This is a genomic window from Kytococcus sp. HMSC28H12 (assembly GCF_001816045.1).
Classification (GTDB): domain Bacteria; phylum Actinomycetota; class Actinomycetes; order Actinomycetales; family Dermatophilaceae; genus Kytococcus; species Kytococcus schroeteri.
In genome coordinates this window covers 1-11,666 of record NZ_KV824268.1, presented here as the reverse complement: position 1 = coordinate 11,666, position 11,666 = coordinate 1, and the positions used below count along the sequence as shown (strand labels likewise).

9 protein-coding genes are annotated in these 11,666 nt (G+C 73.0%); all 9 read right to left on the bottom strand.

Annotated elements, in window-relative coordinates:
- Nucleotides 1-71: 71 nt before the first annotated feature.
- The 9 genes from aroB to HMPREF3099_RS00775 all read right to left on the bottom strand — a co-directional run bounded on the left by aroB (nucleotide 72) and on the right by HMPREF3099_RS00775 (nucleotide 11,588).
- The gene (gene aroB / locus HMPREF3099_RS00815; protein ID WP_083323366.1) at nucleotides 72-1,781 is read right to left on the bottom strand and encodes a 3-dehydroquinate synthase; all 1,710 of its coding nucleotides are present in this window, start codon (nucleotides 1,779-1,781) and stop codon (nucleotides 72-74) included.
- Nucleotides 1,778-3,016, bottom strand: a complete 1,239-nt coding sequence (gene aroC / locus HMPREF3099_RS00810; RefSeq protein ID WP_141761911.1) for a chorismate synthase — start codon at nucleotides 3,014-3,016, stop codon at nucleotides 1,778-1,780. Before aroC ends, aroB begins: the two co-directional genes overlap by 4 nt.
- Nucleotides 3,017-3,018: 2 nt before the next feature.
- On the bottom strand, nucleotides 3,019-3,927 hold the full coding sequence (locus tag HMPREF3099_RS12205) for a shikimate dehydrogenase family protein (RefSeq protein WP_168168400.1): 909 nt from the start codon (nucleotides 3,925-3,927) through the stop codon (nucleotides 3,019-3,021).
- Entirely contained in the window at nucleotides 3,921-5,024 is a 1,104-nt protein-coding gene (gene mltG, locus HMPREF3099_RS00800; RefSeq protein ID WP_083323364.1) for an endolytic transglycosylase MltG, read from the bottom strand. Before mltG ends, HMPREF3099_RS12205 begins: the two co-directional genes overlap by 7 nt.
- Nucleotides 5,025-5,040: 16 nt before the next feature.
- Complete coding sequence (gene ruvX, locus HMPREF3099_RS00795; RefSeq protein ID WP_083323363.1) at nucleotides 5,041-5,574, bottom strand: Holliday junction resolvase RuvX; 534 nt, start codon at nucleotides 5,572-5,574, stop codon at nucleotides 5,041-5,043.
- Between the two features lie 8 nt (nucleotides 5,575-5,582).
- A complete protein-coding gene (gene alaS, locus HMPREF3099_RS00790; RefSeq protein WP_070703313.1) occupies nucleotides 5,583-8,264 on the bottom strand; it encodes an alanine--tRNA ligase in 2,682 nt (893 codons plus the stop codon).
- Nucleotides 8,265-8,398: 134 nt separating this feature from the next.
- Nucleotides 8,399-9,463, bottom strand: coding sequence for an ABC transporter ATP-binding protein (locus HMPREF3099_RS00785; protein WP_070703312.1), 1,065 nt, complete (start codon nucleotides 9,461-9,463; stop codon nucleotides 8,399-8,401).
- Nucleotides 9,460-10,554 carry an ABC transporter ATP-binding protein gene (locus tag HMPREF3099_RS00780; protein WP_070703311.1) on the bottom strand — a complete coding sequence of 365 codons (1,095 nt, stop codon included), beginning with the start codon at nucleotides 10,552-10,554 and terminating at the stop codon, nucleotides 9,460-9,462. The genes HMPREF3099_RS00785 and HMPREF3099_RS00780 overlap by 4 nt, the downstream gene beginning before the upstream one ends.
- Before the next feature lie 38 nt (nucleotides 10,555-10,592).
- Complete coding sequence (locus HMPREF3099_RS00775) at nucleotides 10,593-11,588, bottom strand: ABC transporter permease (protein WP_070703310.1); 996 nt, start codon at nucleotides 11,586-11,588, stop codon at nucleotides 10,593-10,595.
- Between the last annotated feature and the right edge of the window lie 78 nt (nucleotides 11,589-11,666).

Here is an 11,666-nt window from a genome sequence, read left to right as displayed (position 1 = left end):
GGGCCCGGACTCCCGGGCCCGCCCTCGGCGGTCCTGCGTCTCCCCCCTCGGTACGAGGGCGTGCACCCCCGTCAGGCCCGCACGGCCTCCCACGCGCGGCGCAGCAGCGCCTCGTCGGGGGCGTCGAGGGTGGCCGGACGGCAGACCTCCTCAAGTACCACAAAGCGCAGGGCGCCGGCGCGGGCCTTCTTGTCGCCCGCCATCGCCACGCGCACCTCCTCCCACGTGGCGCTCCCCTGGTAGCGCGTGGGCAGGCCGACCGACGTCAGCAGGCCGCGCACCTCGTCGGTGCCGGGCCACAGGTCGTGCTCCTGGCCCAGCGCGGTGGCGAAGACCATGCCGACGGCCACCGCGTCGCCGTGGCGCAGGGCGAAGCCCTCCACCTTCTCCAGCGCGTGGCCGAGGGTGTGGCCGAAGTTCAGGAACTCGCGCACCCCGGCCTCGCGGGTGTCGGCGGCCACGGCCCGGGCCTTGACGCGCAGCGCCCGGTGGACGAGCTCGGCGAGGAAGGGCCACTCACGCGGGTCGGCCGAGTGCTCGGCGCCTGCACGGACCCGGTCCAGGATCTGCCAGCCGTCCACCTCCTCGAGGTCGATGTACCCGCACTTGACCACCTCGGCCAATCCGGCGCGGACGTCCTGGACGGGCAGGCCGGCCAGCAGGTCCAGGTCGCACACCACGGCCCGCGGCTGGTGGAAGGCGCCGACGAGGTTCTTGCCCGCGGAGGTGTTGATGCCGGTCTTGCCGCCCACCGAGGCGTCCACCATGGCCAGCAGCGTGGTGGGCACGTGCACCACGTCCACGCCCCGCATCCACGTGGCTGCGGCGAAGCCGGTGACGTCCGTGCACGCTCCCCCGCCCACGGCCACGAGGAGCCCGCCACGGTCCAGCCCGGCCGCCGCGCACGCCTCCCAGATACCGGCCACACCCTCGAGTCGCTTGCCCGCCTCGGCCGCCTCGATGCCGTGCACGTGCACCGGCGTGCCCGCGGCCTCCAGCACCGCGCGCACCCGCTCCACGACCGGCTCCAGACCCGGCTGGTGCACCACGAGCGCCGCGGGCGGCACCGCCCCGGTGGCCGGCAGGAGCAACGCGAGGTCGTCCAGCACCCCGTGGCCGATGGTCACCGGGTAGGCGTCACCGCCCTCGGAGGTGCTCACGGCCACGCGCAGCCCGCTGCGGGGGCCGAGGGGCCACCGGTCGGCGACGTCCTCGTCCCGCGTGCGCTCGGCCACGATGCGGGCCACCTCGTGCGGCGGCCGCCCCGTGGTCTCGACCACCTGCGTGGCGAGCTCCGCCCAAGTGGACTCCCGCTGCGCCGCGAGCTGCTGCCACCGCGCGAGGGCGTCGTCCCCGGCCAGGAGCGGCCGGTCGCCGCCGGCGAGGCGCTCGGCCACGGCCTCGGCACCGACCTGGAGCCAGACCACGTGCCCGCCGTCGGCGGCGAACCGGCGCAGCTCCTCGGCCACGCGGGGCGTCATGACCGCCCCTCCCCCGAGGGCCACGACCCGCCCCGGTGCGGCGGAGAACCCGGTGCCACGCACGGCGTCCTGGACCGCCTGCGCCTCGAGCTCGCGGAAGTGGGTCTCACCCCGGGTCGCGAAGAGCTCGGCCACCGTGCACCCTGCCCGCTGCTCCACGAGGGCGTCGGTATCGACCACCTCGGAGGAGCCGTCCTCGCAGAGCAAGGCCGCCACGGTCGTCTTCCCGCTGCCGGGTGGGCCCACGAGCACCACGTCGGCCGGCGTGGGGACGCGGCGCCCGGGCAGCGCCGGGGTCACGCCGCCCCGCCGGTGGAGGCGGTGCGCGCCCGGTAGTGCGCGAGGGCCGCGCGGGTGTCGTCCAGGTGGTCGCCGCCGAACTTCTCCAGCACGGCCCGCAGCAGCACCAGGGCCACCTCGGCCTCGGCCACGATGCCGGCGGCAGGCACCGCGCACACGTCGGAGCGCTGGTGGTGGGCCGTCGCGGCCTCGCCGGTGGCCACGTCCACGGTGCGCAGGGCGCGCGGCACGGTGCTGATGGGCTTCATCGCGGCGCGGACCCGCAGCAGCTCGCCGGTGGTCATGCCGCCCTCCAGACCGCCGGAGCGGTCGGTCACGCGCCGCACGCGGTCGCCCTCCCAGACCATCTCGTCGTGGGCCTGGCTGCCCGGGCGGTCGGCCACGTCGAAGCCGTCCCCGAACTCCACCCCCTTGATGGCCTGGATGGAGACGAGCGCACCCGCCAGTTGGGCGTCCAGGCGGCGGTCGCCGTGCACGTGGGAGCCCAGGCCCGACGGCAGGCCGTCCACGACCACCTCGACCACGCCGCCGAGCGTGTCGCCGGCCTTCTTCGCCTCGTCCACCCGCGCCACCATCGCCTCGGAAGCGTCCGGGTCGGCGCAGCGCACCGGGTCGGCGTCGATGCGCTCGCGCCCCTCGTCGGTGGTGAGCGCGGTCAGGGCCGCGCGGTCCGTGGCCCCCTCCGGCACGTGGACGCCACCCAGGGCCACCACGTGGCTGCCCACGCGGATGCCCAGCGACTCCAGAGCCTGCCGCGCCACCTCGCCGACCGCCACCCGGGCCGCCGTCTCGCGCGCGCTGGCGCGCTCCAGGACGGGGCGGGCCTCGTCGAGCCCGTACTTCTGCATGCCCGCCAGGTCGGCGTGGCCCGGGCGCGGGCGCGTCAGGGGCCGGTTGCGGGCCACCTCGCGCTCGTCACCCTTGCCGGCGTCCACCTGCAGGGCGGCGGGGTCCACCGGGTCGGCGGACATGACCGCCTCCCACTTGGGCCACTCGGTGTTGTCGATGAGGACGGCCACCGGCGAGCCCATGGTCACCCCGTGGCGCACCCCGCCGATGAGGGTGACGCGGTCGGCCTCGAAGCTCATGCGGGCGCCGCGCCCGTAGCCCAGACGGCGACGGGCCAGCGCGCCGGCCAGGTCCTGCGTGGTCACCCCCACACCCGCGGGAACACCCTCCAGAACGCCCGTCAGCGCCTCACCGTGCGACTCCCCGGCCGTCAACCACCTCAGCATGGTCACAGCCTATGCAGTCGCCGCAGCTCCTCCGGCAGCAGGGACGCGGTGTCCGCCACACCCGGACGCCGACCCGTCATGAGCTCCACCTGGTCCACGGCCTGCTCCACGAGCATGTGCAGGCCGCTCACCACCGTCGCCCCCGCGCGCTCGGCCGCCGCCGCCCACGGGTGCGGCCAGTCGGCGTACTGCGCGTCCACCCACACCAGGGCGGGGTCGGCCGTGCCGCGGGCCTGCTCCCCCGGAGCCCACTCACCGACCGCGGGCAGCGCACCCCACGAGGTCGCGGGCAGCGTGCTCAGCACCAGCCGGGGCGAGCGCCCGGCGGCGATCTCCGCCAGGGCGCCGTCCAGCGGGACGGCCTCGTGGACCACGCCGAGCCGCTCGGCCAGGGCGCCGAGCTCGGGGCGGACCGTGGCCCGCACGCCCACCTGCAGGCTCCGCACCCCGGCTCCTTGGAGCGCCAGCAGCGCCGACCGGGCCGTGGCACCGGACCCGAGCAGCACCGCCTCGCGCACGGGATGCCCACCGGCCGCCCGGGCGAGCACGCGCTCCAGGGCCGGCACGTCGGTGTTGTCCGCCGCCCAGCCCTCGGGGCCCAGGACGAGCGTGTTCGCGCCACCGGCCAGCTCGGCGGTCTCGCTGGCGCCCGCCCCGCGGCGCCCGGCCTCCAGCGCCTCCTCCTTGAGCGGCATCGTCACTGAGAGCGCGGTGACACCGTCGCGAACCAGGGCCGGCAGCGCCTCGGCGAGTCGCCCGGCGGCGACCTCCACGCGGTCGTAACGGCCGCCGGTGAGCCCCAGCCCCTGCCAGGCGCCCCGGTGCAGCGCCGGGGAGAGCGAGTGCGCCACCGGCGAGCCGACGACCACGGCGTGCGGCGCGGTGCCGGCCGACTGGGCCCCGGTCAGCACCGGCCCTCGTTCTGCTGGCACCAGCGGTTGAACATCGCCACGTACCGCTGATGCTCGGCGAAGGTGCGCGAGAACTTGGTCTCCCCGGTGATCGGGTTGACCGTCGCGAAGTACAGGTAGTCGGTGCTGTCGGGCTCCACCGCCGCCTGGATGGCCGCGCGCCCCGGGCTGTTGATGGGGCCCGGCGGCAGGCCCTCGTGCACGTAGGTGTTGTACGGGCTGTCGGACTTCCGCTGTTCCGTGGTGGTGCCGGCCCGGCCGCGCTGCTGGTGGACGAAGTGCACGGTGGAGTCCATGCCCAGCTTCATGTGCTGCTCCAGGCGGTTCTGCACCACCGAGGACACCTTGCCGCGGTCGGCCTGGCCGCTGCTCTCGCCCTCCACGATGGAGGCGATCGTCAGCGTCCGCTGCCAGTCCTTGCGGGGCACCTCCTCGCGCTCCAGCTCCTTCTGCGCCTGCTCCACCATCTTGCGCACCTGGGTGCGGGCGTCGTCGTCGATGTCGAAGTTGTAGGTGGACGGGAAGAGCCAGCCCTCCAGCTCGCCCTTGGCCTCCGGCGGCAGCCCGACGTCCTGGGGCTTCAGCGCGTCGTAGTCCTCGCGCGGCACACCGGTGCCCTTGGCCAGGCGGTCGAAGACCTCGGACTTCCACTGCCCCTCGGGCACGGTCACCTTGTCGACGCGCAGGTTGCGCTCGTCGAGCAGTGCCTCGATGGCGGCCACCGAGCTCATCTCCTCCTTGAGCACGTAGGTGCCCGGTTGCAGGCGCTCGATGCGGGGCTCCAGGCGGGCCAGCTCGTTGAACGACTCCGCGGAGGCCACGACCCCTTCGTCCTCGAGGACCTGGCCCACGGAGAAGCCGGTGGACCCCTCGGGCACCTTGACGGTGCGCTCCCCGTGGCCCTCCCCCTCGTAGTCGGGATAGCTGCCCAGGTCGGGCACGGCCAGCGTGGAGAGCACCGGGGAGAGCGTGTCCCAGGTGAGGGCCGAACCCACGCCGGTCAGTGCGAGGGCGCCGGCCACCACGGCCGCGACCTGCCGACGGGGCGGGCGCGGCGGGGCGGTGCGGGGCATCCTGCTGCGACTCGTGGGGGTCATCGCGTCTCCCTGGTCCTCACGTGCTCTGCTTGCTGCGGCGGCGCGGCTTGCGGCCCGCCACCGGCTCTCCGACGGCGCTCCCCCGGCGCCATGCGTCCAGTGCCCCCTGCAGGATCTCCACGGCCGCCGCCTGGTCGATGCGGGTGCGCTGCTCGCGCTGCCGCACCCCGGACTCCCGCATGGCGCGGGAGGCCGCCACCGTGCTCATCCGTTCGTCCACGAGCCAGACGCGCACGTCCGGCCCGAGGGCCCGGGCGAGGTGGCCGGCCCAGCGGCGTGCCTCGGCGGCCGAGGTGCTCTCGTGCCCGTCGAGGTGGCGGGGCAGGCCCACGACCACGCCGGTGGAGGCGGACTCCTCGCGCACGAGGTCGACCACCTCCTGCAGTGCGGTGTCCCCCTCGTCCACGGGCACGGTCCGCACCGGACTGGCCAGCAGGCCCTCCCGGTCGGCCCGGGCCAGGCCCACCCGCGCCATGCCGACGTCGACGCCCCACACCACGCCGGGCAGGGGGGACTCCCCCGCGTCCGGCGTGGTGTGGGTGGTGGTCACGGCGGTGCTCAGAGCGCGCCCACGGCGGTGCGCACGGCCGCCAGCGCCTCGCCCGCCCTGGTGTTGTCCTGACCGCCGCCCTGCGCGAGGTCGTCCTTGCCGCCACCGCCGCCGCCGAGGGCGGAGGCCGCGACCTTGACCAGCGCACCGGCCTTCACCCCGGCATCGCGGGCGGCCTGCGTGGTGGCCACGACCACCACGGGCTTGTCCCCGGCGGTGCTCACCAGGGCCACGGCCGCGGCGGTCTCGCCAAGCTTCTGGCGCACGTCCTGCGCGATGCCGCGCAGCTCGCCGCCATCCACCTCGGCCAGCTCGGCGAGCACCAGCTGCACACCGCCCACCTGCTCGGCGGTGTCGGCCAGGCCCGCGGTGGCGCCCTTGGCCTGCTCGCGCTTCATCTGCTGGATCTCGCGCTCGGCCTCCTTGAGACGGGCCACCAGCTGGGACACGCGGTCCTTGAGCTCGGTGGGCTGCACACCGGCGATGCCGGAGAGCTCGGCCACGAGCGCCCGCTCGGTGGCCAGGTGGCGCAGCGCGTTGACGCCCACGAAGGCCTCGAGGCGGCGCACGCCGGAGCCCACGGAGGACTCACCGGTGAGGGTCAGGGCACCGATCTGGCTCGAGTGCTGCACGTGGGTGCCACCGCAGAGCTCGCGGGACCACGGGCCACCGATCTCGATGACGCGCACGTCCTCGTCGTAGGTCTCGCCGAAGAGCGCCAGGGCGCCCCACTCCCGGGCCTCCGGCAGCGTCATCCAATGCGCGCTCACCGGCAGGTCGTCGCGCACCGCGAGGTTGGCCACCTCCTCCAGCTCGCTGCGGGTGGCGGCGTCCAGGGCCTGGTTCCACGCGAAGTCCAGGCGCAGGTAGCCGGGCTTGTTGTAGGAGCCGGACTGCAGCGCCGACGGGCCGAGCACCTGCCGCAGGGCGGCGTGGACCACGTGCGTGCCGGAGTGGGCCTGGGCGGCCTCGAGGCGCCAGGTGGGGTCCACCTCGGCGCGCGCGTCGGCGCCCTCGGTCACCTCGCCGGAGAGCACCTTCACGGTGTGGGCCACGAGCCCCTTGACCGGGCGCTGCACGTCGGTCACCTGCAGGCGCGCACCGTCGAGGGTGATGACGCCGGCGTCGGCGGTCTGGCCACCGGACTCGGCGTAGAAGCTCGTGGCGTCCAGCACCACCTGGCCGACCTGGCCCTCGGACAGCGTCGGTACCCGCTCGCCCTCGCGCACCAGGCCCACCACGCGGCCGTCGGTGGCCAGCTCGGTGTAGGCGCGCCAGTCGGTGGCGCCCAGCTCGCGCAGCTCGCGCCACACCTCGGTGTTGGCGTGCCCGGACTTCTTGGCCTTGGCGTCGGCCTTGGCGCGGGCACGCTGCTCGGCCATGAGCCCGCGGAAGCCCTCCTCGTCCACCGTCAGGCCCTGCTCGGCGGCCATCTCCAGGGTGAGGTCGATCGGGAAGCCGTAGGTGTCGTGCAGCGCGAAGGCCTTCTCGCCGGGGAAGACCTTCTGGCCGGCACCCTTGGTCTGCTCGGCGGCGGTGTCGAAGATGTTCGTGCCGGCCTCCAGCGTGCGGCGGAAGGCCTCCTCCTCGGCGTAGGCGATGCGGCTGATGCGCTCGAAGTCGCTGCGCAGTTCCGGGTAGGACTTGCTCATCTGCTCCATCGAGACCGGCAGCAGCTCGGGCAGGCAGGGGCCCTGCACGCCGAGCAGGCGCATGGAGCGCACCGCGCGGCGCAGCAGGCGGCGCAGCACGTAGCCGCGACCCTCGTTGCCGGGCGTCACGCCGTCTCCGATGAGCATGAGCGAGGAACGCACGTGGTCGGCCACCACGCGGAAGCGCACGTCGTCGCCCTCGGCGTCGCCGTAGCCCTTGCCGCTGAGCTCCTCGGCCCGCTCGATGACGGGGTACACCTCGTCGATCTCGTAGAGGTTGTCCACGCCCTGCAGCAGGTAGGCCACGCGCTCCAGGCCCAGGCCCGTGTCGATGTTCTTCGACGGCAGCGGCTCCACCACGGTGAACTCGGCCTTGGAGCGCACGTCGGTGATCATCTCGGTCTGGAACACCAGGTTCCAGATCTCCAGGAAGCGGTCCTCGTCGGCCTCCGGGCCGCCGTCCGCGCCGTACTCCGGGCCGCGGTCCACGTAGATCTCCGAGCAGGGGCCACCGGGGCCCTCGACGCCCATGTGCCAGTAGTTGTCGTCGAGCCCGCGGCCCTGGATGCGCTCGCGCGGCACGCCGACGCCCAGCCAGTACTCGATCGTCTCGGTGTCGCCCTCCGGGTAGTCCGGGTGGAAGCCGGCGCCCAGCACCGTCACCCAGATGTCCGCCGGGTCGAAGCCCAGACCGCCCTCCTGCTGGGGACCGGTCACCAGGCTCCAGGCCAGCTCGATGGCCTCCTTCTTGAAGTACTCGCCGAAGGAGAAGTTGCCGCACATCTGGAAGAAGGTGCCGTGGCGGGTGGTCTTGCCGACCTCCTCGATGTCACCGGTGCGCACGCACTTCTGCACGCTGGTGGCGCATCCCCACGGCGGGGTCTGCTGCCCCAGGAAGTAGGGCTTGAAGGGCACCATGCCGGCGTTGACGAAGAGCAGGTTCGGGTCGTCGAACAGCAACGGGGCGCTGGGCACCACGGCGTGGCCCGTCCCCTCGAAGTGGGCGAGCCACCGGCGGCGGATCTCAGCGGTTTCCATCGCAACTCCTGATGATGTGGACGATCCAGGTTCGGGTGCGGCGCCGGGCGCCGCGGGCGCCGTGCCCGGTCGCCCCGGGCACACGCCTGCACCGCCGACCGGCACGGTCGACGGTGCAGGATATCGCGTGGGGCTCAGGCCACCTCGGTGGAGATCACGCGGCTCTCCGGGAAGTGGCAGGCGATGCGGTGCTGCGGGTCCGTGGCGCTCGGGTCGAGCTCCGGGCGGTCGGTGGCGCACACCTCCTGGGCCTTCCAGCAGCGGGTGCGGAAGGTGCAGCCGCTCGGCGGGTCGATCGGGCTGGGCACGTCGCCCTCGAGGCGGATCCGCTCCTGCCTGGCCATGCCGCGCACCACGTTGATGTCCGGCGCGGCCGAGAGCAGCGCCTGGGTGTAGGGGTGCTGCGGGTTGCCGTAGATCTGCTCCCGGTCACCGATCTCGGCGATGCGGCCCAGGTACATCACGGCCACGCGGTCGCAGAAGTGCCGCACGACGCCCAGGTCGTGGGCCACGAACACGAAGGCCAGGTTGAACTCCCGGCGCAGCCGGTCCATGAGGTTCATCACCTGCGCCTGGATGGACACGTCGAGCGCCGAGACGGGCTCGTCGGCCACGATCACCTTGGGCTCCACCGCCAGCGCACGGGCGATGCCGATGCGCTGGCGCTGGCCACCGGAGAACTCGTTGGGGTACCGGTTGATGTGCTCGGGGTTGAGGCCCACCAGCTCCAGCAGCTCCTGCACCCGGCCCTTGACCTGCTTCTCCGGCATGAGCTTGTGCACCCGGATGGGCGTGGCGATGATGTTGCCCACCGTGTAGCGGGGGTTCAGCGACGCGTACGGGTCCTGGAAGATCATCTGGATGTCGCGGCGCAGCGGGCGCAGCCGACCCTCGGAGTACTGCGCGATGTCGTGGCCCTCGAACATGATCGACCCGGAGGTCGGCTTCTCCAGGCGGGTCACGAGCCGGCCGGTGGTCGTCTTGCCGCAGCCGGACTCCCCCACCAGGCCGAGCGTCTCGCCGGCGGCCAGGTCGAAGCTCACGCCGTCCACGGCCTTGACCGTCTTCTTGGTGGGCAGCAGGCCGTTGTACTCGGTGATCGGGAAGTGCTTGACCAGGTCGGTGACCTGCAGGAGGACCTCGCGGTCGGCCGTGGCCTGGCGCGGGTGCACGATCGTGTCGTCGAGGCGGGTGCTCATCGCAGGGTCTCCTGGCTCGTCGGGGTCGGCTCACCGGGCACGAGGCCGAGGGCCGAGAGGTGGCAGCGCACGAGGCGGTTCTCGGTGCCGGGGGGCGCGGAGAGGCCGGGCACCTCGGTGCGGCACAGGTCGTCGGGCACCTGCGCGGCGAACTCGCAGCGTGGGTGGAACGAGCAGCCGCTGGGCAGCTTGGTCAGGCTGGGCGGCGCGCCCTTGATCGGCTTGAGCTCCTCGCCCAGCGTCTCGCTGATGCTGGGCACCGAGCCGAGCAGGCCGCGGGTGTAGGGGTGGCGCGGGTCGGAGAGCACCTGGTGGGTCTCGCCGCGCTCCACACCGCGGCCGGCGTACATCACCAGCGTGTCGTGGGCCACCTCGGCCACGACGGCCAGGTCGTGGGTGATGAGGATGATCGCCGAGCCGAACTCCTGCTGCAGGTCCTTGAGCAGGTCGAGAATGCCGGCCTGCACCGTCACGTCGAGGGCCGTGGTGGGCTCGTCGGCGATGAGCAGCTTGGGGTCGTTCACCAGACCGAGGGCGATCATGGCGCGCTGGCGCATACCGCCGGAGAACTCGAAGGGGTACTGCTTGGCGCGCTTCTGCGGGTTGGGGATGCCCACGCGGTCGAGCATCTCCACCGCGCGCGCCATCGCCTTGGACCGCGAGACGTTGTGGTGCACCCGGTAGGCCTCGATGATCTGGTCCCCCACCCGCTTGTAGGGGTGCAGCGAGGACTGCGCGTCCTGGAAGATCATCGAGGCGACGCTGCCGCGCACCTTGCGGAACTGCGACTGGGAGGCGCCCACCATCTCGCGGCCGTCGAGCTGGATCGACCCGGACATGCGCGTGCGCTTGGGGTCGTGCAGGCCCATCACGGCCATGGTGGAGACGGACTTGCCGGAGCCGGACTCGCCCACGATGGCGAGCGTGCGGCCCGGGTACACCTCGTAGTTGAGGCCGTTCACGGCGCGCACCAGACCGTCCTCGGTGGGGAAGGCCACCTTGAGGTCGCGCACGGACAGCAGCGGCTGCCCCAGTTCGGGGCGGTCGAACACCTCGTCGGGGTCGGCCGGGGTGGTGGGAAGGGTGGTCATGGGGAGGTCCTCGGTTCCGGGTCGGTGTGCCTGGGCGGTCACTGGAGGCGGACGCGCGGGTCGATGACGCCGTAGAGCAGGTCGACGATGAGGTTGCCCAGCGTCACCAGCACGGCTCCGACGATGACGGTGCCGGCGATGACCGGCAGGTCGTCGTGGCCGAACGACTCGATGGCCAGCTTGCCCATCCCGGGCAGGCCGAAGATCGTCTCGGTGAAGATCGCACCCATGAGCTCGGCGGAGACCGAGAGGCCCACCAGCGTCACGAACGGAGCGATGGCAGCGCGCAGGGCGTGCTTGTAGCTCACGGTGGTCTCGCTCAGGCCCTTGGCCCGGGCGGTGCGCACGTAGTCGGAGTTCTGCACGTCGATCATCGAGGCGCGCACGTAGCGGATGTAGGACGCCGACGCCCAGGTGCCGTAGAACAGCCACACACCGATGAGGCCGAGGAACCACGCCACCGGGTCCTTCCACGGTTCCACCCACGCCGAGCGGGGCACGATGCCGGTGAACACCATCGCGTAGAGGAAGAAGATCAGCGCGCACACGTAGTACGGGATCGAGCTGACGGTCTGGCTGAACCCGACGATGATCCGGTCGATGAAGGTGCCGCGGTACTTGGCGGCCACCACTCCGGCCACCAGGGCGATCACCACGTACACCACCATGCCGCCGAAGACCAGGGAGGCGGTCACGGGGAAGGCGGCGAGCACGAGGTCGGTCACGGGGGCGTTGCGGTAGTAGCTCCACCCCAGGCAGGGGGCCTCGCACACCTTGGTGAAGCCACCGTTGCTGATCTCACGACCCATGAAGATGCCACCGATGAAGTCCTTGAACTGCTGCTGCGGCGGCACATTCAGTCCGAGGGCCTCGGCGATCTGGTCGACGCGCTCGGGCGTGCACGAGGGCGACTCACCGCAGATGGCGCCGGCCGGGTCGCTGGGACCCAGGAAGAACACGACGAAGGTGATGAGGATGACCGTGAAGATCACGGCCGCCGAGATGGCCAGTCGGCGCAGGATGTAGACGAGCACCCGGGACTCCTGAGTGGTGGTGGGGTGTGGGCTGCTGGGTGGGTACCGGGCGGGTCACGCCCGGAGGGGGCGGTGGCG

What these genes read in the sequence shown, in the direction of transcription:
- aroC (WP_141761911.1), bottom strand. Translation starts at nt 3,016, where the DNA reads ATGCTGAGGTGGTTGACGGCCGGGGAGTCGCACGGTGAGGCGCTGACG.
- mltG (WP_083323364.1), bottom strand. Translation starts at nt 5,024, where the DNA reads ATGACCCCCACGAGTCGCAGCAGGATGCCCCGCACCGCCCCGCCGCGC.
- alaS (WP_070703313.1), bottom strand. Translation starts at nt 8,264, where the DNA reads ATGGAAACCGCTGAGATCCGCCGCCGGTGGCTCGCCCACTTCGAGGGG.
- HMPREF3099_RS00785 (WP_070703312.1), bottom strand. Translation starts at nt 9,463, where the DNA reads ATGAGCACCCGCCTCGACGACACGATCGTGCACCCGCGCCAGGCCACG.
- HMPREF3099_RS00780 (WP_070703311.1), bottom strand. Translation starts at nt 10,554, where the DNA reads ATGACCACCCTTCCCACCACCCCGGCCGACCCCGACGAGGTGTTCGAC.